This window comes from Mesorhizobium sp. M8A.F.Ca.ET.165.01.1.1, from assembly GCF_004792065.1.
Classification (GTDB): domain Bacteria; phylum Pseudomonadota; class Alphaproteobacteria; order Rhizobiales; family Rhizobiaceae; genus Mesorhizobium.
In genome coordinates this window covers 153,497-174,818 of the sequence record NZ_SRTH01000015.1, presented here as the reverse complement: position 1 = coordinate 174,818, position 21,322 = coordinate 153,497, and the positions used below count along the sequence as shown (strand labels likewise).

Below are 21,322 nucleotides of genomic sequence, written 5' to 3'. Positions count from 1 at the left end.
AGCTAGCCACCGGCAGCGGAGCCGAAACCGCGACTTCATCAGGCAGTCCTTCACATTGCTCGATATTGAAAACGGTGAAGCGCTTGAGGAAAGGGATCGCCTGGGCATCCTCGCCTGTCTCGCGAGCCCGCTTCCTCTCATGATCCGGGACAAAACGATCGGCATAAACGACCGTTGTCCCACGCTCGCCTCTGCGGACGTTCCCGCCGAGCGCGGCAGACTGTCGATAGGTTAGCCAACTCTGCGATGGGAACCCGCGTTCGACGACGGCACCCCAGAGGATAAGCACGTTGATCCCGCTGTAGGTGCGATGCGTGCTGGCATTCTTCGGCAGGGAAAGCGACGCGACGAGTTCGCCCTCCGAAGCCGGGGCCAGGATCTCGTTGCAAGCATCACCCGTCATCCTTCCTTCGGCGAAGCAGATATTGTTCTCCCCTATCATCCCGCCGAGCCAGACTCGGCATTGGCCCTTGCTGGCGCCATCGAGATACAGCTCGGCCCTAAAATCCGTAGCCGTGGCATCGGTGAGGTGAAGTCGACGCGGTCATTCTCCTCAGCGGCTTGTTTGAGATTGTCCTCGAAAGTTTTGCGGATGGCGGCGAAGGCGCCTTTGGCAAACCTGCGACGGTCCGCATCGGTCGCCGTTGCGTGCAGCCTGGGCAGCAAGTCCCGGACTGACCTCGCAGGCGCAGACTCCACGCCTGGGAAATCCTTGTGCTCCGGGGCCAATGGAGCACCAGGAAAGCTAGGGCGGTTTGAGGGCTTTGCCCGCTTCATGTCGACGCCATTCAGGATCGCCTGTCTCGCCACTACCTCGTCCATACCGACTATGCGGATCTGGACAATGGCCGTCAGCAATCCTTCTGGTTTGCAGTTGTGGACCATGACAGGCACAACGCGCCGGTTAAGTCCTTGAGGATCCCGCGCGAATGCACTGGCCCATTCGGCCGCCGCCATGCCGGACTTCAGGTAGTCGGGCGAGAGCACCATGATCGTTCGTTCTGCGGCGCTGGAAGCTTCCTGCATCTCGAGGACGAAGTTGCTGCCCGGGCGGAAATCCCAAGCCTGGAGGATAGTAGTGAAACCCGCCTCTTCGAGGATGAAGGCTATCCATTCGGCCCATTCTTTGTCCGAGCCGGTATAGCTGATAAAGAAATCGGTCATTTCCATTTCCTGGCTGGTGCCGGCAAATTCGAGGCGTTGAATGTCTCGGATGGTTAGTCTGCGGACTGGAAAAGTCTATACGAACGGGGTGGATCGAGGTTCTACACCCCGTTATTGACGAACATTGACGGGCGGCGTGCGGCAGTTCACTTTTCGCTCGACTTGCCCATTTTAGTGCCTTCACATCGGAATTCCATCACAGCCCAGATGCAAGACAACACAACCCAGGTGACAAAGCAGGCTCAAAGGAACAGTCAGAGCCATGCCGTCAGCGCGGACCTGATCGCCGTTGTCATCGCGGTGACCGACGGTAAGCCACGCGTCCTCACCATCGAGCAGGCTCAGGCTTTGCCATCCGGGCTTTTTGAGCTCGGCCATCGCTCCTTGCAGTCGGGTCTGCGAGCGTGGGTGGAGCGGCAGACCGGTCATCAACTGGGCTATATTGAACAACTCTACACCTTCGCCGACCGCGACCGGACCGACGACGAGCGCGTGCAGATCTCGATCAGCTATCTTGGCCTGACGCGGGAAGAGCAGGCAGAACATTCGCAAACACATGGCTGGCACGGATGGTACGACTATTTTCCATGGGAAGATCACCGCGCCGGCGTGCCTTCTATCCTGCCTGACATCGTCCTGCCGCGTCTTTCGGCGTGGTCCGACGACGCGGAAGACCCAAGCATACACCGCGACCGCCGGCAGCGCGTGGCATATGCTTTCGGTCTGGATGATCGCGACTGGAATGAGGAACTCGTCCTGCAGAGATACGAGCTGCTCTACGAAGCCGCGCTGGTGGCCGAGGCCACACGCGGACGGGACAACGGCAATCCGCCGTCCATCCCTGGCCTTCCGATGATCGCAGATCACCGGCGTATTCTGGCAACGGGAATGTCCAGACTGCGGACCAAGATCAAGTACCGCCCCGTCGTCTTCGAGTTGATGCCAGCAACGTTCACATTGCTGCAGCTGCAGCGAACCGTGGAGGCTCTGGCTGGCAGGCTCGTTCACAAGCCGAACTTTCGGCGTCTGATCGAAGAGCAGGATCTGGTCGAGGAGACAGGCGAGACGATGTCCGACACCGGGGGGCGCCCAGCGAAGCGCTTCCGCTTTCGCCAAACGGTCTTGGTGGAGCGAACCGTCGCAGGGACGAAATTGCCACTCTCACGCGGTTGACATTTCTTATACTCAAGGTAAGTATATGTCAGTTATACTCATTTGGAGAATAATTGGCTATGCCTGTCACTTCCGCGCGCACGGCCGCGCTGTACGACCGCGTGCGGCAAGTCATTCCGTCAATCGAGTGGCCGGCATTCGCCGATGATATCGAAGCCATCCTCGATCTGAAACGGCGGCGCAATGCCGTTATCCTGGCGCACAACTACCAGACGCCTGAGATCTTCCACTGCGTTGCCGACATCGTCGGCGACAGCCTGGCGCTTGCCCGCAAGGCGATGGCGGTCGAAGCGGATGTCATTGTGCTGGCTGGCGTGCATTTCATGGCCGAAACGGCGAAGCTGCTCAACCCGCAAAAGACGGTGCTCATTCCTGATCTGCGAGCAGGCTGTTCGCTGGCGGATTCGATTACCGCCGAGGACATTCGCCTGCTGAGACAGCGCTATCCGGGCGTCCCGGTCGTCACCTATGTCAACACTTCGGCCGAAGTGAAAGCCGAGTCCGATATCTGCTGTACGTCCGGTAACGCCAAAGCCGTCGTGGAGGCGCTCGGCGTTCCGCAGGTGATCATGCTGCCGGATGAATATCTCGCCCGGAACATCGCCGCCCAGACCGCGGTGAAGATCATCGCCTGGAAAGGGCATTGCGAGGTGCATGAGCGCTTCACGCCGGCCGACATCAGGGAGTTGCGCGAAAGTCATCCGGGCGTGACCGTGCTCGCGCATCCGGAGTGCCCGCCCGAAGTGGTCGCGAAAGCGGACTTCTCCGGCTCGACGGCCGCCATGTCCGACTATGTCGGAAGACAAAAGCCAGCGCGGGTCGTGCTGATGACCGAATGTTCGATGAGCGACAACGTTGCGGTGGAGCATCCCGAAGTCGAGTTCATCCGGCCTTGCAACCTCTGCCCGCACATGAAGCGGATAACGCTCGCCAACATCCGTACTGCGCTCGAACAGAACCGCCATGTCGTAACCATCGAATCGGAGATTGCAGGGCGTGCGCGGCTGGCCGTCGAGCGGATGCTGGCGGTATGAGCATGGACGTTCGCGATCTCGCCCGCCGGCCGGTCATCATCGGCGGCGGCATAGCCGGGCTGATGACCGCGCTGCACATGGCGCCTGAGCCGGTGCTGCTCCTGTCGAGATCGCCGCTTGGCGCGGAGGCGTCGAGTGCGTGGGCGCAGGGCGGGCTGGCCGCCAGCCTGGGCGGCGATGATGAACCGGCGCTCCATCTTGCCGACACGCTCGCCGCAGGGGACGGCCTTTGCGATGCAGATACAGCAAGGCGCATCGTGTACGCCGCGCCCGCGGCGATCGAGGATCTGACGCGCCTTGGGGCTCGCTTCGATCGCACATCTGCAGGAGTTCTGCGTCTCGGGCTGGAAGCCGCGCATAGCAGGCGGCGCATCGTTCATGCCGGAGGTGACGGCAGCGGAAGGGAGGTGATGCGCGCCCTGATCGCGGCCGTGCGCTCCACGCCTTCGGTTCTTGTCGTGGAAGGAGTCGAAGCACGCCGGCTGGCCGTCGAGGACGGCAGAATCGCCGGTGTTGTGGCGAGCGGTCCGACAGGTCCGGTGTTCTTTGCCACGGGACGGGCCGTTCTCGCCACGGGCGGAATCGGCGGCCTGTTCCGCGACTCAACCAACCCACTGGGCAGCTGCGGACAGGGTCTGGCGCTTGCGGCGCGCGCGGGTGCCGTCCTTGCCGATCTGGAGTTCATTCAGTTCCACCCGACCGCGCTTGACGGGCCCGGCCGTCCGATGCCGCTCATCAGCGAGGCGGTTCGCGGAGAAGGTGCAACAATCGTCGACGAAACAGGGCGGCGCTTCCTCGATGGCCTGCTCGGGGCGGAACTCGCACCGCGCGACATCGTCGCGCGCGCCGTCTGGCGACATCTTGCCGACGGCCATCGCGTCTTCCTCGACGTCCGCGAGAAGCCAGGCACGATGTTCGCGCAGCAATTTCTGACAATCGCATCAGCCTGCGGCAAGGCCGGCATCGATCCGGCGCGAGACCTCATTCCCATCCGGCCGGCCCAGCATTACCACATGGGTGGTGTCGCCGTGGATCTGGCCGGGCGAACATCGGTTCCTGGACTTTGGGCATGCGGCGAAGTCGCGTCGACCGGGCTGCACGGCGCCAACCGGCTCGCCAGCAACTCGCTGACCGAGGCCGTCGTTTGCGCGCGCTGGGTTGCCGAAAGCGTCGCTGGTGCACCGGACGGCGGTGGGAAGCCAGCGATGGCAGCTAACCTGCCCGCGCCGGATCCGAGGCCTGTGCGCCCTCTCCTGTCACATGCCCTTGGCGTCACGCGGGATGGCGAAGGTTTGAAAGAGGCTGCGCGCGCCTTGTTGCTGCTGTTGCATCGGCACGACACAGCGTCCGATCCCGCCGCCGTAGGGCTGATGATCGCGGTTGCCGCCTTGCTGCGCCGCGAAAGCCGTGGCGCTCACTACCGGAACGACTTTCCCCATCAAGCGGCCGTCGCCCGCCGCTCCGAAATCAGGCTCGACGCGGCCATGTTTGCGGCGCGGGAACTCGGCAACTCTCCAATGCTCGAAAGCGTCGCTTGATGAACCTATCCCCCCTTCCAACGATCATGCTCGAGCCTCTGGTGCGGGCAGCTCTGCTCGAGGACCTTGGCAAGGCCGGTGATTTGACCACTGATGCCATCGTACCGAAGGACCATCATGCGACAACGGTGCTGACTGCGCGCGAGGCCGGAACTATAGCCGGTCTCGACCTGGCGATGCTCGCTTTCAGGTTGATCGACCAGGATGTCGAGATGACAGTGGAGCGAGCGGACGGCAGCAACATCGCGCAAGGTGAGACCATCGCATCGGTCAGCGGTCCGGCCCGGGCCATACTCACCGCGGAACGGACGGCGCTCAATTTTCTGTGCCATCTGAGCGGTATCGCCACCGCGACGGCATTGATCGTCGCGGCGGTCCGCGGCCACGGCGCAAGAATCGTCTGCACGCGCAAGACGACGCCTGGATTGCGAGCGGTCGAAAAATATGCCGTGCGCGCCGGTGGCGGCTCCAATCATCGTTTCGGTCTCGACGACGCCATCCTGATTAAGGACAACCACATCGCCATCGCTGGCGGAATTCGCATGGCAATCGAGCGCGCGCGATGCAGCGTCGGCCACCTAGTCAAGATCGAAGTCGAGGTCGATACGCTAGCCCAGTTAGAAGAGGCTATGGCCCTCGCCCCAGACGCCGTCCTGCTCGACAACATGTCTGTCGACGAATTGCGCCAAGCAGTGGCGATGGTTGCCGGCCAGGCGATTACCGAGGCGTCGGGCAGGATAACGCCGGCGACGGCTCCAGCCGTCTCCGCGACCGGTGTCGACCTGATCTCCATCGGCTGGTTGACCCACAGCGCGCCAATCCTCGATATCGGGCTCGACTCCGCGAAATTTGTCCGTCGGGCCTGACAATCGGCGGTCGACCGGACGCTTTTTCGACCCAGCCCGCCAAGTTCAAAGGTGCCTAGGTCGCCCAATGCAAGGGGAACAGGATGGAAATGCACGCAGCGATTTCGGAAAAACCATGCGTGAAGCTCAATCCTTCGACGGCCACCGGATGTGGACCGTGGAAGCTGCTCGGGCGCTGCATGACGCGCCTTTCAACGACCTGCTGTTTCAAGCGCAAACCGTTCACCGCCGGAATTTCGATCCCAACAGGCGGCGGCGGGCGCTGGTCTCAGCGGCGGCGCCGTCGTCGTCGGAATCTAGCGGGGTAACCCGGCCACCCAGAGGATGGCGGGACGATTCATCCATGATGATAGGAAACAGGACCATTGCGAAAACTAGTCGCTGGCAAGCTGCACGGCATCTACGTCACCGAAGCGAACCTCAACTACCATGGATCGATAACGCTGGACCCTGACCACTGCGAAGCAGCCGGGATCCTGCCGATGGAATTTGTGGAGATTTGGAACAAGAATTCCGGTGCGCGGATTTCGACCTATGTCATTTTCGGCGAGCGCGGCTCACGATGCTGCATCCTCAATGGTGCGGCTGCCCGCACCTGCCAGCCAGACGACCAGATCATTGTTTGCAACTCCATATACCTGGACGAAGCGAATATCACCTCGTTGAAGCCGCGGATCATCACCTTCGACCAGGACAATCACATACTCGATCGCCTGAGCTACTCCGTCGATCTTGACGCACATGGGCGTTACAGTTTCTCGATCCTTGACGAGGCGAATGAGCCTTTGGCCATTCCTGCGCTGGTCTCCGGCGCGTGACTTCCTCTCGAGATTTGCCCGTGCTTTGCGCGGGGTTTCATTAGTCGCCGATCACCGCCGCAGGTGGAAATGCGCTTGACAAAGCAGTGTCGGCTCGGTCAATTCGAAAACATTCACCAGGGGAGTCCCGGCAAGGGGCTGAGATACTGCTGGCTATCGCGGCGCAGTGACCCGTTGAACCTGATCCAGTTCATACTGGCGTAGGGACGGTGCAAGCGCTTTGCGGGAGTTTACGCCCGAAGACCTGTTTTCAAGCAGGTCGACCAAAGCGTCTTTTCATCCTTCCGGCACAGAACTGGGTCTCCAATGCATGAGCAAAGGAGCCTCAAGATGAATGCCCTAACCCCAGCCGTCTCAACGGGACCGCTGCCTGCCTCACGGAAAATCCACAAGCCCGGCGTCCTCCATCCGCACATCAAAGTGCCGATGCGCGAAATCTCCGTCCATCCGACAGCGGGCGAGCCGCCCATCACCGTCTACGATCCGTCCGGCCCCTATACCGACCAGACTGTCGAAACCAGCATCGAAAAGGGCCTCGCCCGGCCTCGCCACGAATGGATCACGGCGCGGGGCGATGTCGAAGCCTATGACGGCCGCCATGTGCGGCCGGAAGACAATGGCTTCGTCACGGGTGAGCGCCTGACGCCGGAATTTCCCATTCGCAACCGGCCGCTAAGGGCCAGGGCCGGCAAGGCGGTGACACAGCTTGCCTATGCGCGCGCCGGCATCATCACGCCCGAGATGGAGTTCGTCGCCATCCGCGAAAACCTCGGCCGGGAAATCGCCCGCGGCAAGCTGCAACGCGACGGTGAAAGCTTCGGCGCGGCTATTCCCGATTTCGTCACGCCGGAATTCGTACGCGACGAGGTGGCGCACGGGCGGGCGATCATTCCAGCCAACATCAACCACCCAGAGAGCGAACCGATGATCATCGGGCGCAATTTCCTCGTCAAGATCAACGCCAATATCGGCAATTCCGCTGTCACTTCCTCGATGGCCGAAGAGGTCGAAAAAATGGTCTGGGCGATCCGCTGGGGCGCCGATACGGTGATGGACCTGTCGACCGGCCGCAACATCCACAACATTCGCGACTGGATCCTGCGCAATTCACCGGTGCCGATCGGCACGGTGCCGCTTTACCAGGCGCTCGAGAAGGTCGGCGGCATCGCCGAGGACCTGACCTGGGAGGTGTACCGCGACACGCTGATCGAGCAGGCCGAACAAGGCGTCGACTATTTCACCATCCATGCCGGTGTGCGGCTGCATTACATCCCGCTGACCGTCGACCGGGTCACGGGCATCGTCTCGCGCGGTGGCTCGATCATGGCCAAATGGTGCCTGCACCATCACCGGGAAAGCTTCCTCTATGAGCATTTCGAGGAGATCTGCGACATCTGCCGCGCCTATGACGTATCCTTCTCGCTCGGCGACGGCCTTCGTCCGGGCTCGATCGCCGATGCCAATGATGCGGCGCAATTCGCCGAGCTGGAAACGCTCGGCGAATTGACGCAGATCGCCTGGGCCAAGGATTGCCAGGTGATGATCGAAGGTCCCGGCCATGTGCCGATGCACAAGATCAAGGAGAATATGGACAAGCAGCTCGCTGTCTGCGGCGAGGCGCCCTTCTATACGCTTGGACCACTGACGACCGACATTGCGCCGGGCTATGACCATATCACCTCAGGCATTGGTGCTGCCATGATCGGCTGGTTCGGCACCGCCATGCTCTGCTATGTCACGCCCAAGGAGCATCTCGGCCTTCCCGATCGCAACGACGTCAAGATTGGCGTGATCACCTACAAAATCGCCGCCCATGCAGCCGATCTGGCGAAGGGCCATCCGGCAGCGAAAGTCAGGGATGATGCCCTTTCCCGCGCGCGCTTCGAGTTCCGCTGGGAAGACCAGTTCAACCTGTCGCTCGACCCCGAAACCGCGCGGTCCTTCCACGACCAGACCTTGCCCAAGGAGGCGCACAAGCTGGCGCATTTCTGCTCGATGTGCGGGCCGAAATTCTGCTCCATGCGCATTTCCCACGACATCCGTGCCGAGGCTCAGAAGGAAGGCATGGCGGCAATGGCGGCAAAATACCGGGAGGGCGGCGATCTCTACATGCCGGCGGACGAGACTGGCGTACCGGTCGTGCCGGAGGCTCCCAAACCATCATGAGGGTGCTCGTCAAAGGGGCCGGCGTTGCCGGCCTCACCGTCGCTTTCGAACTCGCCGCCCGCGGCGCGACGGTCACAGTCGCCGAGATGCGGCATGGCCTTGGCGGCAACGCGTCGTGGTTCGCCGGCGGCATGCTGGCGCCATGGTGCGAGCGCGAAAGCGCGGAGCAGCCGGTGCTGGATCTCGGACGCGACGCTGCCGACTGGTGGGATGCGGTGCTGTCGGGTCAGGTGACACGGGCCGGGACATTGGTCGTGGCCGCGCCGCGTGATGCCGGTGAGCTTGACCGGTTCGCCAGTCGCACGTCAGGGCATAGGCGCGTCGATGAAAACGAAATTGCGCTCCTGGAACCCGACCTCGCCGGCCGCTTCCGGCGTGGATTGCTCTTCCCCAACGAGGCTCACCTCGACCCACGCCAGGCGATGGCGGCACTTCATGACAACCTTGCGACCATGGGTGTCAAATTCCACTTCGGCTGCGACGCCCGGCCTGTTTCGGGTTTCGCCCGTCAGATAGACTGCATGGGAATGGCAGCGGCCGATGACAGGCTGCGCGGTGTTCGCGGCGAAATGCTGATCCTTCGCACGCCTGATGTCTCGCTGTCGCGGCCGGTCCGTTTGCTTCATCCACGCTTTCCGCTTTATGCCGTGCCGCGCACCGATCACCGTTTCATGATCGGAGCGACGATGATTGAAAGCCAGAGCGCCGGACCGGTGACGGCGCGTTCCATGATGGAGCTGCTGGGCGCCGCCCATGCCCTCCATCCGGCCTTTGGTGAGGCCGAGATCGTTGAAACCGGTGTGGGTGTCCGTCCGGCATTTCCCGACAATTTGCCACGCGTCGAAACAGACGGTGAGATCATCGCGATCAACGGTCTTTATCGTCACGGTTTTCTCCTCGCCCCCGCCATGGCGCGCCAGGCTGCCGGCCTGGTTTTCAGTCAAGACAGAACCAAGGAGCATGCTCATGAAACTGATGGTCAACGGCGAGGCGCGTGAGATTGCCGCCACCACGCTGGCCGAGTTGCTTGCCGCGCTCGACTATGAGGGCGATTGGCTCGCCACCGCCGTCAACGGCGACCTCGTGCACAAAGCCAACCGCACGGAGTTCCAGTTGAGCGACGGCGACCGGATCGAAATCCTCTCGCCCATGCAGGGCGGCTAGCATGTTGGAGCTTTATGGAACCGAGCTTTCGTCGCGCCTGCTTCTCGGCACCGCTCAATATCCTTCGCCGGCCATCCTTGCCGATGCAGTCAAGGCGTCGGGCACGTCGGTGGTGACCGTCTCGTTGCGGCGTGAGATGGCGGGCGGTAGAGCCGGCGAACAATTCTGGTCGTTGATCCGCTCGCTGGGCGCCAGAATCCTGCCCAATACCGCCGGCTGCCTCTCCGTCAAGGAAGCCGTCACCACCGCGAAAATGGCGCGCGAGGTCTTCGGCACCAACTGGATCAAGCTCGAAGTGATCGGCAATCACGACACGCTACAGCCGGATGTGTTCGGTCTGGTTGAAGCCGCCCGCATCCTGTGCGAGGACGGCTTTGCGGTATTCCCCTATACCACCGACGATCTCGTTGTCGCCGAGCGGCTGCTGGAAACGGGCTGCAAGGTCCTGATGCCGTGGTGCGCACCGATCGGTTCCGCCTTGGGACCGGTCAACATGACGGCGCTGCGCTCGATGCGCGGATATTTCCCTGGCGTCCCGCTGATTGTGGATGCGGGGCTCGGACGGCCGTCGCACGCGGCCACCGTCATGGAACTCGGCTTTGACGCCGTGCTCCTGAACACAGCGGTCGCCAAGGCGGCATATCCGGTCGGCATGGCGCGTGCTTTCGGTAAGGCGGTCGACGCCGGTCGTGAGGCGTTCAGTTCGGGAATGCTCGAACCGCGCGACGTCGCCGTGCCATCGACACCGATGGTCGGCAGGGCCGTTTTTTCATGAAGCTCGATCCCTTTTATCTGATCGTCGACAGCGCTGCCTGGATCGAACGGCTGGTCCCACTCGGAGTCCGGCTTCTGCAACTGCGCATCAAGACCGTGGATGAGGCTGGGTTGCGCGCGGAGATCCGCACCGCGAAGGCCTTGTGTGCTCGATACCAGTGCCAACTCATCGTCAACGACCACTGGCGCCTGGCAATCGAGGAAGGCTGCGACTTCATACATCTCGGCCAGGAGGATTTGCAGACCGCTGACCTCTTGGCGATACGTGCAGCCGGCGTAAGGCTCGGACTGAGCACACATGATCATCAGGAGCTGGAAACGGCGATGGCCGCCGAGCCTGACTACATAGCGCTTGGACCCATCTATCCGACCATCCTGAAGAAGATGAAATGGGCGCCGCAAGGGCTCGAACGGGTCAGCGAATGGAAGCGTCGGGTCGCGCCTGTTCCACTGGTGGCCATCGGCGGCCTTAACCCGGACCGGCTCGATGGTGTCTTCGCGGCTGGCGCCGACAGCGCGGCAGTGGTGACTGACATTACATTGAATGCCGATCCCGAAGCACGCACCAGAGAGTGGATGGAAAAGACAGATCGATGGCGCTGAGGCGAGAACCGCATGTGCTTGTCGTTGGCGGATCGGACTCCAGCGGCGGGGCTGGAATTGCACGTGATATCGAGACGATCTCTTCCATTGGCGTGCGCACCTGCCTTGCTGTCACCGCGCTGACAGTGCAGACGCACGAAGCTGTCATGGAAATCCATCATTCGCCATCTCGCCTAGTGGCCGAGCAGATGCGCGCCGCGCTGCAGGCCAACGAGGTGGCCGCCATCAAGATCGGCATGCTCGCGGCGGCTGAGATCGTCGTTGCCGTTGCCGGCGTGCTGCGCGAGAATCCGCAGGTGCCGGCAGTACTTGACCCGGTGCTGGCCTCGACCTCAGGCCGGGCGCTCCTGGAAGCAGGCGCCATCACCGCCATGAAGCGCAATCTGATGCCGCTTTGCCGTCTCGTCACCCCCAATCTCATCGAGTTGGCGCTCCTTGTCAGCTCGGAATTGGCGATGGATGAGGGAAGCGCGCTTCAACAAGGACAAAGACTGCTGGCCGCCGGACCTCAGGCCCTGCTGATCAAGGGCGGCCACGCATCGGGACCTAGATCAACCGATATTTTATTGCGCTCCGATCAAGAACCAATCCACTTCGACTTGCCACGCCTTGCCGTATCGATGCGCGGGACGGGTTGCGTGCTGGCCAGCGCGATCGCGGCGCATCTGGCGAAGGCGAGCCCACTCGAAGACAGCGTGCGCAAAGGCAAGCGGTTTGTTTTCGAGAAGCTCCAGAGGCAAACAGCCGAATGACAGTGGCTTTATGCGAAGTCGATCTGCCCGCATGAGCGGCGCCATCTTTCGACACATCGGCGCTGTGCGTATCAGTAAGGAGGTCGGTTGGGGGCAATCCTTGGTCCCAATGGCATTCACTAGCGTGTCGGCTATGATGATCCGTACACGATTTATCTGACGCGACAGCCATGATCCCAACCGCCCGGCGACCGAGTCGGCCCTGTGCTAGCGGAACGGTCGACCCTGTGCGGGATGACATATTTTACAACAGCGCCTGGCGGACCACTTCCAAAGCCGGCATACTTCCAACCCTCGCCACGCAAAAAACGAGTTGACAAAAGCGAGTATAAAGAATCGCTTAACATGGGAACTATCTTGGTCGGCAATGGGCAGGGTGGCTCGACGGTCTTTGGGAGAAGACGCCATGCAGCAGCTGCAGCACCTAGCGGAATTCGGTGGGATGACCGCCACGCAATGGCCTATACATTCCCTTGAGGAGTGGACTGCGGAACTGAAATCGATCTGCGGAAATTTCAACACGCAACGGGCCGAGCACACCCTCGTAACCGGCAATGCCACCATACTGGATGCAGGCGGGCTCGACCTTGCTCAGGTGGCGAACGATCTCGACGTGATCCGCCGCGACGTCGCCGATATCAGGATCGACTATAGCGAAAATCTCTTCCTGTTGCTGCAACTCGAAGGGAGTTGCGGTATCGAACAGAACGGAAGGCAATCTATCATTACCCCGGGCGACTGCATTCTCGTCGACAGCTCCAGCCCATCGATCTTCCATTTCGGCGGCCGTTTTTCCAACCACCTCTCGGTGCATCTCCCCCGCCAGTTGATCTTCGCCGACAAATCAGCACGGGTCGAAGTTTCACGCAGGGTAGAAGCGGAAGACCCGATGTCGGCGATGCTGCGAGCGGTCGTTGCCAAGCTTCTGAAAACAGACGCAAGCGACAAGCGAGCACCGCATCTGCGCGACCTCCTCTTCAGCACGACACGCCAGGCTTTCGCGACCGATAGTGAGATGGATGAGCCGCTGCTCTCGGACAGTTCCGGCGGCAGGTTGGAAGTCGTGCAGATACTCATCGACAGATATCTCACTGACGAGCATCTGACGCCGCAATGGCTTGCCGACAAGGTTGGTATTTCGCTGCGGACGCTGCAGGAGGACTTCAATGCACTTGGCACGACGGCGACATCGCTGATACGAATGCGCCGCCTGCATCTTGCTCACGAACAACTGGCGCAGATGAAGAACACCACGAAGGCGACCACGATCGCCGAGGTCGCCTATTCCGCTGGTTTCAACGATATCTCATATTTCAACCGCTGCTTCCGAAAGGCCTTCGCCTGTTCGCCAAAGGATATTCTCCAGCAGTGATAGCGCTGCGCTTTTGTCCTATTCGCGCCGCGTTCGAATCCAAGACAGAAACGGCGGCTTCAATATGAATGCTCCTCACAAATTGCTTTGGGAGGAGCTCGGATATGAAGCGCTACACGCTGTTCATCGGCGGCAAGCCGGTGGAAACCGCACGCCACGCCGATATCCCTAATCCTTCGACCGGGGAAGTTGTCGGCGCAATGCCCCTGGCCACGGTGGGGGACCTCGACGCAGCTGTTACTGCGGCAGCGGCTGCGTTCGAAAAGTGGCAGTTGAAATCGAGTCTGGAGCTGGCCGACGCCTGCCGCGCCATTGCCGCCAAGATAGAAGAAAATTCGGAAGATCTTGCGCGCCTGTTGACGCTCGAACAGGGAAAGCCGCTCAATGGTCTCGGCTCTCGCTTCGAGATCGGTGGTGCTGTCGCGTGGACCCGCCACACGGCGGAAATCGAGCTTCCCGTCGAAGTCCTGCAGGATACGCCTGAGGGTCGCGTGGAGCTGCATCGCAAGCCCATCGGCGTTGTCGGCTCGATCACGCCATGGAACTGGCCGGTGATGATTGCCTGCTGGCACATCATTCCCGCAATCCGCGCCGGCAACACCGTTGTCATCAAGCCATCACCCCAGACACCATTGTCGACCATTCGCCTTGTTGAGCTGATGAACGAGGTTCTGCCGGCGGGCGTCGTCAACGTCGTCACTGGCGAGAACGAGATTGGCGCCGCCATGTCCGCCCATCCAGGCATCGCCAAACTGACCTTCACCGGCTCCACCTCCACTGGCAAGAAGGTCATGGCCAATGCCGTCGATACGCTCAAGCGGCTCACATTGGAATTAGGCGGCAACGACGCCGGCATCGTGCTCCCCGACGCCGACCCCAAGGAAATCGCCGAAGGGCTGTTCTGGGGCGCCTTCATCAACAACGGCCAAACCTGCGCCTGCCTGAAGCGCCTGTATGTCCATGACAGCCTTTATGACGCCGTGTGCGAAAGCCTCGTCGCCTATGCAGCCCACATTCCGGTTGGCGACGGCCTGTCGGAACAATCGATCCTTGGTCCCGTGCAGAATCGGATGCAACTCGACATCGTAGCTTCCTATGTCGAGGATGCACGCGCCAAAGGCGGCCGCGTTCTGATCGGCGGCCAGAGCAACGGTGGAACCGGTTACTTCTATCCGATCACAATCGTTGCCGATGTCGATCATGGCTGCGAGCTCGTCGATCGCGAGCAATTTGGCCCCGCCCTGCCAATCATCCGCTACATCGACCTCGCCGACGTGATCGCGAAGGCCAACGACAATCCGGCGGGCCTCGGCGGCTCCGTCTGGGGCCGGGATACGGCAAGGGCGAAACAGGTGGCCGGTCAACTGGAATGCGGCTCCGTGTGGATCAACAAGCATGGAGCAATCCAGCCGAATGCGCCCTTTGGTGGGGTAAAGCAGTCCGGGATCGGCGTTGAATTCGGCGTCGAAGGGCTGAAGGAATTCACCACCATTCAAACGATCTTTTGCTGACACCAACGCTGTCGCGAGCGTCTGCCCTTCCGCATCGGAGCAACCCATGAACGAATTCGACTATATCATCGTCGGTGGCGGCTCGTCCGGCTGCGTCGTTGCAGCCCGGCTGTCGGAGAATCCGCAAAACAAGGTCCTGCTTATTGAAAGCGGCGCGCGCGACACCGACAAATTCATCCATATCCCGGCGACGTTCTTCAAGGTGATCGAGAAGGGCAAGGATGTGCACTTCTACGTGTCCGAGCCGGACAAGGGGTTGAACGGCAAGCCCAACGTCGTGCCACAGGGCAATGTGATCGGCGGCGGCAGTTCCTTGAACGCCATGATCTATATTCGTGGCCAGCAGCAGGATTACGACACCTGGGCGCAAATGGGATGCCGCAACTGGTCCTATGACAAGGTTCTTCCGGTGTTTCGCGACGTTGAGGCCAACCAGCGCCTTTCGGGCGAATTCCATGGAGCAACCGGCGAACTCAAGGTCTCCGATCGCCGCTTTGGTCATCCTCTGTCCTGGGCCTTCATCCGGGCAGCCCAGGAGGCCGGCCTTCCGTACAACGAAGACTTTAACGGCAAGGTGCAGCAAGGCGTCGGCTTCTACCAGACAACAACGCACAACGGTCGGCGCTGGAGCGCTGCGCAAGCCTTCTTGCGCGACGCCGAGAAACGCTCGAACCTGACCATATTGACCGAAACCCGCGTTCATAAAGTCCTGTTTGAAGGCAGGAAAGCGGTCGGTGTTCTGACCGAGACCGGCGTCACCTATAGGGCCCGACGCGAGATTGTTCTAACGGCAGGCGCGCTTGCCACACCCAAGATCCTGCAGCTCTCGGGCATCGGCGAGGCCGAGCATCTGAAGAACCTTGGGATCGACGTGATCATGGATCTGCCGGGCGTCGGAGAAAACTATCAGGATCACCTCGAAGCCACGGTTCAGGCGGAGGTCAAGGATCCGATCTCGCTCTTCGCCCAGGACAAGGGGCTGAAGGCGGCGGGCCACATGCTGCAATATCTTCTCACCAAGACCGGCCTCCTCACATCCAATGTTGTGGAGTCGGGCGGCTTCGTCGACACGGCCGGGACCGGCCAGCCGGATATCCAGTTTCATGTCCTGCCAACCTTCATCGGCTTTGCCGACCGGGCTGCGGAACCAGGTCACGGCATTGCCATCGGTCCTTGTTTCCTGAGGCCGAAATCACGGGGCACGGTCAAGCTGCGTTCGGCCAATCCTAGGGATAGTGCCCTGTTCAACGCGAATTCCTTCTCCAGTCCTGCCGATCTCGACACGCTCGTACGCGGGGTGGAATGGGCGATCCGGATCATTGAAGCCCCATCGCTCGCCCGCATCGTGAAGCGGCGTGTCCTGCCAACGCCCGGACTGGAGCGAGATCCCGAAGCCCTGCGGGACTATATCCGCTCGATTTCGAAGACGGTTTTTCATCCTTCGGGCACGGCCCGGATGGGCAGGCCGGACGACCGCATGGCCGTTGTTGGCGAGGATCTCGCGGTCCGCGGCGTAGAAGGGCTACGCGTGGCGGACGCCTCCATCATGCCAACCCTTGTCTCGGGCAACACCAATGCACCGGTCATCATGATCGGCGAGCGCGCCGCCCGCTTTATGCTGGGTAAGGACCTCGTCGCATGAAGTGACGGGATTTCGGACGACCTACTGATTTCAAGAGTTCTTTGGGAGGAGAAAGCATGAAACGCACAACGATACTTCTGGCGGCATCAACGGCCGCGCTTATCCTGGCGAGTGGCTCAGCCATGGCTGCACCGCAATGTGGATTGAACAACGGTCAGAAGGCGACCGGCGTGCCGATCAGGGTTGGTGCCCTGGTCGGCCAAACTGGCCCTGACGACTTCTCGTCTTCAGCCGACGCCGCGCGCGCCTATTTCAACTGTCTCAATGCCAATGGCGGTATCCACGGCCGCCCGATCGAATATCTGGTTGAAGACGACCAGTGGAACCCGGAAGTCGCGAGCCAGGTCGCGACCAAACTGGTAAAGGACAAGGGCGTCGTCGCGCTGGTTGCCAACGGCTCTTTTGTTGAGATGGGCGTCAACGCCAAGCTCTACGCAGAGGAGGATGTCATGGCGATGGCGGCAGCTTGCGCCGTCGCCGAATGCTTCGAATCGAAGAACATTGTTTCGACCAATGAGGGACCCCTGCCCTCGAGCGTCGGAGCAGCCCAATGGGCCGTTGCCAATCTCGGTTCAAAGAACGTCGTTTGCATCGGGCTCACCATCCCCTCGGTCGGTCCCTATTCCTGTGGCTGGACCGAGAAGTACATGCAGTCCAAAGGACTCTCCGGCTCAAGCCTTCTGCTCGATCCGGGCGCGGCAGATATGAATGCCTCCGTTCTGGAAACCGTAGCGAGCGGCGCCGACACCGTTCTCGTGAACCTGCCGCGAGGAATGGCCGCAGCCTACCTCAAGGCCGTCGAGGAACAGAACCTGCGCGATAACTTCAAGTGGATATCCTCGACACCCCTCTATGATGCCGCGGTTCCCGCCATGCTCGGCGCCTATTGGAATGGTGTCATGAACGTCAATATCGAGCTCACGCCGATCGATGGCACCGGTCCAGACGCCAGCAACTGGCGCGCGATCATGGACAAGTATGCTCGCCCGGAGGATCCGCGCGACACCTTCAGCCAGTCGGGCTATCTCTCCGCCCGCTTCTTCACCGATGCCCTCCTGAAGCTCGATCCGGCGACCATTGATCGCAAATCGGTCTCAGAGGCGATCCGGGGAATCAAGAACGAGACCTCGGACCTGCTCTGCGGCCCCTACTACGTTGGCAAAGCCGACCGGCACATGCCCAACCATGCGAACATGATGGTTCAGATTTCGGGCAACGGCTTCAAGGTCGTCGGCGGCTGCACTGACGTCGACAGCGCGTATCTCGATCCTATCCGCTCCGCGGAAAAAGCCCTCGGCATAGCAAACTGATCGGCGAAGACATGAACGTCCTTGGCCTGTTTCTCGTATCCGGCCTTGCCGTCGGCGCACTCTATGCACTCGGCGGGGTTGGGCTGGTGCTGCTCAACCGCGCCACCGGCGTGCTCAATTTTGCCTACGGCGCCATCGGCGCCGTGGGCGCCGTGGTCGCCTGGCAACTGCTTGAATGGCAATGGCCCGAGCCCGTTGCCTGGGTAGCCTGCATCGGGATCGCCCTCGCCCTGTCCGTCTCCTATGGCCGGCTGATCGCGCCGGGCCTCGCGCATCGCGAACCCATCGTCAAGGCGGTCGCTACGCTCGGGTTTGCCCTCGCTTTGCTCGGCGCCATGAACCTCCTGTGGGTGGTTACACCGCGCAAGCTGACACTCACCCTCGACGGGGCCTCCATGTCGATCCTAGGTCTGAGAATCACCGGAATCCGGATTTTGTCACTGCTTGCAGCTTTCAGCATTACCATCGGAATGGGTGTCTTCCTGATACGCACCCGCATTGGTTTGATGATGCGTGCGCTCGCCGACAACCGTGAGGTCGCATCGATCCTGGGTACGCCGGTAATCAGGGTGGAGACGATCGCCTGGGCCATTTCAGGCGTGCTCGCTGGTTTCACTGGCTTGATGTTTGCATCCCTCGTGCGACTTGACCCCGCAGTGCTGACCTTCCTCGTCATTCCCATCATCGCGACCACCATCCTCGGTCGCCTTACATCCATACCCGCGACTTTTGCCGGCGGCCTTGCCATCGGCGTCCTTGAAAGCGTGGTCACACTCTACAAGCCGTTCGCGCCGTTCCGCGTCGCAACGCCCTTTATCGTGGCTATCCTTGCCATGATGTGGCTCCAGCGCGGCCGTAGGCTGACCTTTGCCGGACAGGACTGAGAGCATGCAAGCAGCGCAAAAGCCTCTTTCCGGACTTCTGGCCCCTTCTGGCATGAGCCCGGCCAGCTTTTCGTCCGGCCGCTATGCACCGCAGCTTTTTTTCGTCGGCGCGGCCATCGTGGTGCCGTTTGTCGCAAGCGCCTTATGGCTCAAAGTCTTGACCGCCGTGGCGATCTACACACTGACCTCCGCCAGCATCGCGGTCCTCTATCGGCGTCTCGGCCTTGTGTCTCTGGCCCAGGTCTCGCTCATGGGATGCGGCGGCTGGGTGGCGCTCCGTTTCGGCCATGGCTTCAAACTGCCATTCGAACTGAACCTTCTTGCTGGCGGCCTCTTTGCCGGATTGATCGGCATGATCCTCGCCTATCCGGCGCTGCGAATGCGCGGCCTTTATCTGGCGCTCATCACGTTGATGGCGGCGGGTGGCTTCGGTATCCTCATCAATGTCATTCAGTTCCCCAATGGGGGTGGCGGCTTTGCCGGTTTCGAAGTCAAGGCGATCGGTTATCTGCCACGGCCGGCGATCGCACAATCGGACGCGGCCTTCTTCAGCTATTGTCTGATCGTGGTGGCCGTCAGCTTCCTGTTGATCGACATCCATGAACGCAGCCGCGCCGGCCGTGGTTGGGCGCTTATTCGCAAAAGCGAGGCCGCCGCCATGGCCGCGGGTGTCAATGTGACGCTCTATAAAGTATGGGGCTTTGCCCTTTCCGGGTTTCTCGCCGGCATTGCGGGTGCCTTGCTCGCGGGCAATCTCCAACTGCTTGATGCACGCTCTTTCCCGCCCGCGGAATCGGTAATGATCTTCGCGCTGACGGTCGTCGGCGGCGCCTGGCACTGGTATGGCGCTGTGATCGCGGCACTGCTCTATCGGCTCCTCCCGGCGTTCCTCAACAACCTCGGCGTGGACGGCAACGCGGCCTACATCATCTTCGGATTTGCCCTTATTCACGCGCTTTCCACGGCTCCCAGGGGGCTGGCCGGACAGCTGTCGGATGGTTTGAAGCGGTTGCGCAAGACGGAGCCCTCCGCATGATCTCGATCGAGAATCTATCCGTTGCCTTCGGGGGAGTTACCGCGCTCAATGCGGTCACCGTCGAACTCACACAGCCGGTCTGCGGTATCATCGGGCCAAACGGGGCCGGCAAAACGACCCTTCTCAACGTATTGTCCGGCTTCGTTCTGCCCCAAAGCGGCTCAATCCACATGATGGACACCAACATACTGCCGATGAAACCACATGGGCGGGCTCGCTGGGGCCTGCGCCGTTCCTTTCAGAAGGAACAGGTGGTGGACGAACTGACGGTGGAGGACAACGTCCTCGTCTTGCTTGACCAACTCGGACTGTCGGCGACCGAGCGGCTGAATGCGACGGCTGCCGCGCTGGAATTCGTCGGGCTCTCGGTGCTACGCCGAGTCTCGGCTGGAGGGTTGAATGCTTTTGAGCGTCGGATGATCGAAATCGCGCGCTGCGTCGTGGGACGCCCACGGGTGATCCTTCTGGATGAACCGGGAGCAGGCTTCTCCCAGGGAGAGGTCGAGAAATTGCGGCAAGTCATCTCCAGCATTCACGACGCAACCAGATCCATCACGCTGCTGATTGATCACGATGTCGACTTGATCCAGGCGGTTTGTCGGGAGACCATGGTGCTCGATTTTGGTTCGTTGATCGCCGTTGGCAACACGGCCAGCGTGCTGACCGATGAGAAAGTCCGCGCCGTCTATCTCGGCATGGAAGACGCCGCATGAGCATCCTGACAGTTCGTGATTTGGCGATTGATCGGGGCGGCAAGCGTGTCGTCAAGGACCTGTCCTTCACGCTGGTAAGCGGCCACATCACTGCCCTTCTCGGCCCGAACGGCGCCGGCAAGAGCTCACTCGTCTTGGCGCTCGCCGGTGCGATCCCGATCGCGGCAGGCACAGTCGAAATCGACGGCAAACCGCTCACCGGCAAATCGCCCGAAGCCATCCGCGCGGCTGGCGTCGCCGCCGTGCCGGAGGGGCACCGGGTGCTCAACGGCCTCAACGTCGACGACAATTTGAAAGCCGCCGGTTTTCAGCTGTCTGCAAGAGGTGCAGCCGAAGCCGTCGAGGAAGTCTACACGATCTTCCCCGAACTGGCCGAGCGAAAGCAACAGCGCGCGGGTACGCTGTCTGGTGGTCAGCAACAGATGCTGTCGCTCGGCCAAGGTCTGGTCGCGCAACCAAAATTCATTCTCGCCGACGAGATGTCGCTCGGCCTTGCACCGCTGATCGTCAAGCGGCTGATGGATGTGCTGAGCAGACTGGCCCAGCACGGTACCGGCATACTCCTGATCGAGCAGTTTACCGCACTCGCGCTGAAAAATGCTCAGGCGGCCCACGTGATGTCGCGTGGCCGTTTCAGTTTCAGCGGCACCCCCGCGAATCTTCAACAGCAACCGGATATCCTGCATCGGGCCTATCTCGGTTGATGAGCACCGTTTTGGTATTGATGCGTTTTGCTCCACGAAGTGCCGCAGGGCTGGCCAACATTCGCTTTCCAGAGCGCAGCTGACCATTCAGACTAAGC

At 61.2% G+C, this 21,322-nt stretch carries 21 protein-coding genes, 1 pseudogene and 1 riboswitch; of the genes and pseudogenes, 20 read left to right on the top strand and 2 right to left on the bottom strand.

Going from position 1 to position 21,322, the window contains the following annotated elements:
- Both EN808_RS29090 and EN808_RS29085 read right to left on the bottom strand, forming a co-directional pair.
- On the bottom strand, positions 1–442 hold a 442-nt coding region (locus EN808_RS29090; protein ID WP_135917497.1), incomplete at its 3' end, for an ArdC-like ssDNA-binding domain-containing protein.
- On the bottom strand, positions 439–1,164 hold the full coding sequence (locus EN808_RS29085) for a toll/interleukin-1 receptor domain-containing protein (RefSeq protein ID WP_189524185.1): 726 nt from the start codon (positions 1,162–1,164) through the stop codon (positions 439–441). The genes EN808_RS29085 and EN808_RS29090, both read right to left, overlap by 4 nt.
- A gap of 207 nt (positions 1,165–1,371) precedes the next feature.
- Here EN808_RS29085 and EN808_RS29080 point away from each other — a divergent pair, with 207 nt between their 5' ends.
- From EN808_RS29080 to EN808_RS28985, 20 genes and pseudogenes are all read left to right on the top strand, one after another.
- Positions 1,372–2,337, top strand: coding sequence for a hypothetical protein (locus tag EN808_RS29080; protein WP_135906952.1), 966 nt, complete (start codon positions 1,372–1,374; stop codon positions 2,335–2,337).
- Positions 2,338–2,396: 59 nt separating this feature from the next.
- Positions 2,397–3,371, top strand: a complete 975-nt coding sequence (nadA, locus tag EN808_RS29075; RefSeq protein ID WP_135917493.1) for a quinolinate synthase NadA — start codon at positions 2,397–2,399, stop codon at positions 3,369–3,371.
- On the top strand, positions 3,368–4,909 hold the full coding sequence (locus EN808_RS29070) for an L-aspartate oxidase (protein WP_135906948.1): 1,542 nt from the start codon (positions 3,368–3,370) through the stop codon (positions 4,907–4,909). Before nadA ends, EN808_RS29070 begins: the two co-directional genes overlap by 4 nt.
- Positions 4,909–5,775 (top strand): carboxylating nicotinate-nucleotide diphosphorylase, encoded by an 867-nt coding sequence (nadC, locus tag EN808_RS29065; protein WP_135906946.1) that lies wholly within the window; start codon positions 4,909–4,911, stop codon positions 5,773–5,775. The genes EN808_RS29070 and nadC overlap by 1 nt, the downstream gene beginning before the upstream one ends.
- Before the next feature lie 148 nt (positions 5,776–5,923).
- Positions 5,924–6,025, top strand: a pseudogene (locus tag EN808_RS37230) (biotin synthase); the annotation flags it as partial.
- Positions 6,026–6,140: 115 nt separating this feature from the next.
- Positions 6,141–6,593: an aspartate 1-decarboxylase gene (panD, locus tag EN808_RS29055; protein WP_135880787.1), complete on the top strand. Its 453-nt coding sequence runs from the start codon at positions 6,141–6,143 to the stop codon at positions 6,591–6,593.
- A gap of 108 nt (positions 6,594–6,701) precedes the next feature.
- A riboswitch (TPP riboswitch) is annotated at positions 6,702–6,818 on the top strand.
- A gap of 105 nt (positions 6,819–6,923) precedes the next feature.
- Positions 6,924–8,759 (top strand): phosphomethylpyrimidine synthase ThiC, encoded by a 1,836-nt coding sequence (gene thiC / locus EN808_RS29050; protein ID WP_135917491.1) that lies wholly within the window; start codon positions 6,924–6,926, stop codon positions 8,757–8,759.
- Positions 8,756–9,757 carry a glycine oxidase ThiO gene (gene thiO, locus EN808_RS29045; protein WP_126057621.1) on the top strand — a complete coding sequence of 334 codons (1,002 nt, stop codon included), beginning with the start codon at positions 8,756–8,758 and terminating at the stop codon, positions 9,755–9,757. Before thiC ends, thiO begins: the two co-directional genes overlap by 4 nt.
- On the top strand, positions 9,726–9,923 hold the full coding sequence (gene thiS, locus EN808_RS29040; protein ID WP_126057620.1) for a sulfur carrier protein ThiS: 198 nt from the start codon (positions 9,726–9,728) through the stop codon (positions 9,921–9,923). Before thiO ends, thiS begins: the two co-directional genes overlap by 32 nt.
- Position 9,924: 1 nt before the next feature.
- Positions 9,925–10,698 carry a thiazole synthase gene (locus EN808_RS29035; protein ID WP_126057619.1) on the top strand — a complete coding sequence of 258 codons (774 nt, stop codon included), beginning with the start codon at positions 9,925–9,927 and terminating at the stop codon, positions 10,696–10,698.
- Complete coding sequence (locus EN808_RS29030) at positions 10,695–11,300, top strand: thiamine phosphate synthase (RefSeq protein WP_135917489.1); 606 nt, start codon at positions 10,695–10,697, stop codon at positions 11,298–11,300. The genes EN808_RS29035 and EN808_RS29030 overlap by 4 nt, the downstream gene beginning before the upstream one ends.
- Positions 11,291–12,052, top strand: a complete 762-nt coding sequence (locus EN808_RS29025; RefSeq protein WP_135880793.1) for a hydroxymethylpyrimidine/phosphomethylpyrimidine kinase — start codon at positions 11,291–11,293, stop codon at positions 12,050–12,052. Before EN808_RS29030 ends, EN808_RS29025 begins: the two co-directional genes overlap by 10 nt.
- A gap of 442 nt (positions 12,053–12,494) precedes the next feature.
- Entirely contained in the window at positions 12,495–13,424 is a 930-nt protein-coding gene (locus tag EN808_RS29020) for a helix-turn-helix domain-containing protein (protein WP_135881135.1), read from the top strand.
- A gap of 104 nt (positions 13,425–13,528) precedes the next feature.
- Entirely contained in the window at positions 13,529–14,935 is a 1,407-nt protein-coding gene (locus EN808_RS29015; protein ID WP_135917487.1) for an aldehyde dehydrogenase family protein, read from the top strand.
- Between the two features lie 46 nt (positions 14,936–14,981).
- The gene (locus EN808_RS29010; protein ID WP_135917485.1) at positions 14,982–16,577 is read left to right on the top strand and encodes a GMC family oxidoreductase N-terminal domain-containing protein; all 1,596 of its coding nucleotides are present in this window, start codon (positions 14,982–14,984) and stop codon (positions 16,575–16,577) included.
- Between the two features lie 56 nt (positions 16,578–16,633).
- Positions 16,634–17,887 (top strand): ABC transporter substrate-binding protein, encoded by a 1,254-nt coding sequence (locus EN808_RS29005; RefSeq protein ID WP_135917483.1) that lies wholly within the window; start codon positions 16,634–16,636, stop codon positions 17,885–17,887.
- An 11-nt stretch (positions 17,888–17,898) separates the two neighbouring features.
- Positions 17,899–18,771, top strand: coding sequence for a branched-chain amino acid ABC transporter permease (locus EN808_RS29000; protein ID WP_135917481.1), 873 nt, complete (start codon positions 17,899–17,901; stop codon positions 18,769–18,771).
- A gap of 4 nt (positions 18,772–18,775) precedes the next feature.
- On the top strand, positions 18,776–19,807 hold the full coding sequence (locus tag EN808_RS28995; RefSeq protein ID WP_210235466.1) for a branched-chain amino acid ABC transporter permease: 1,032 nt from the start codon (positions 18,776–18,778) through the stop codon (positions 19,805–19,807).
- Positions 19,804–20,520, top strand: a complete 717-nt coding sequence (locus EN808_RS28990; RefSeq protein WP_135917479.1) for an ATP-binding cassette domain-containing protein — start codon at positions 19,804–19,806, stop codon at positions 20,518–20,520. Before EN808_RS28995 ends, EN808_RS28990 begins: the two co-directional genes overlap by 4 nt.
- Complete coding sequence (locus tag EN808_RS28985) at positions 20,517–21,224, top strand: ABC transporter ATP-binding protein (RefSeq protein ID WP_135880799.1); 708 nt, start codon at positions 20,517–20,519, stop codon at positions 21,222–21,224. Before EN808_RS28990 ends, EN808_RS28985 begins: the two co-directional genes overlap by 4 nt.
- Positions 21,225–21,322 lie beyond the last annotated feature (98 nt).

Bases quoted from the DNA above. Each gene is read 5' to 3' on its own strand.
- thiS (WP_126057620.1), top strand. From the start codon at position 9,726: ATGAAACTGATGGTCAACGGCGAGGCGCGTGAGATTGCCGCCACCACG.
- nadA (WP_135917493.1), top strand. From the start codon at position 2,397: ATGCCTGTCACTTCCGCGCGCACGGCCGCGCTGTACGACCGCGTGCGG.
- EN808_RS28995 (WP_210235466.1), top strand. From the start codon at position 18,776: ATGCAAGCAGCGCAAAAGCCTCTTTCCGGACTTCTGGCCCCTTCTGGC.
- EN808_RS29020 (WP_135881135.1), top strand. From the start codon at position 12,495: ATGACCGCCACGCAATGGCCTATACATTCCCTTGAGGAGTGGACTGCG.
- EN808_RS29030 (WP_135917489.1), top strand. From the start codon at position 10,695: ATGAAGCTCGATCCCTTTTATCTGATCGTCGACAGCGCTGCCTGGATC.
- nadC (WP_135906946.1), top strand. From the start codon at position 4,909: ATGAACCTATCCCCCCTTCCAACGATCATGCTCGAGCCTCTGGTGCGG.
- thiO (WP_126057621.1), top strand. From the start codon at position 8,756: ATGAGGGTGCTCGTCAAAGGGGCCGGCGTTGCCGGCCTCACCGTCGCT.
- EN808_RS29005 (WP_135917483.1), top strand. From the start codon at position 16,634: ATGAAACGCACAACGATACTTCTGGCGGCATCAACGGCCGCGCTTATC.
- EN808_RS29070 (WP_135906948.1), top strand. From the start codon at position 3,368: ATGAGCATGGACGTTCGCGATCTCGCCCGCCGGCCGGTCATCATCGGC.
- EN808_RS28990 (WP_135917479.1), top strand. From the start codon at position 19,804: ATGATCTCGATCGAGAATCTATCCGTTGCCTTCGGGGGAGTTACCGCG.
- EN808_RS29085 (WP_189524185.1), bottom strand. From the start codon at position 1,164: ATGACCGATTTCTTTATCAGCTATACCGGCTCGGACAAAGAATGGGCC.
- EN808_RS29015 (WP_135917487.1), top strand. From the start codon at position 13,529: ATGAAGCGCTACACGCTGTTCATCGGCGGCAAGCCGGTGGAAACCGCA.
- EN808_RS28985 (WP_135880799.1), top strand. From the start codon at position 20,517: ATGAGCATCCTGACAGTTCGTGATTTGGCGATTGATCGGGGCGGCAAG.
- EN808_RS29000 (WP_135917481.1), top strand. From the start codon at position 17,899: ATGAACGTCCTTGGCCTGTTTCTCGTATCCGGCCTTGCCGTCGGCGCA.
- thiC (WP_135917491.1), top strand. From the start codon at position 6,924: ATGAATGCCCTAACCCCAGCCGTCTCAACGGGACCGCTGCCTGCCTCA.
- EN808_RS29025 (WP_135880793.1), top strand. From the start codon at position 11,291: ATGGCGCTGAGGCGAGAACCGCATGTGCTTGTCGTTGGCGGATCGGAC.
- EN808_RS29035 (WP_126057619.1), top strand. From the start codon at position 9,925: ATGTTGGAGCTTTATGGAACCGAGCTTTCGTCGCGCCTGCTTCTCGGC.
- EN808_RS29080 (WP_135906952.1), top strand. From the start codon at position 1,372: ATGCAAGACAACACAACCCAGGTGACAAAGCAGGCTCAAAGGAACAGT.
- EN808_RS29010 (WP_135917485.1), top strand. From the start codon at position 14,982: ATGAACGAATTCGACTATATCATCGTCGGTGGCGGCTCGTCCGGCTGC.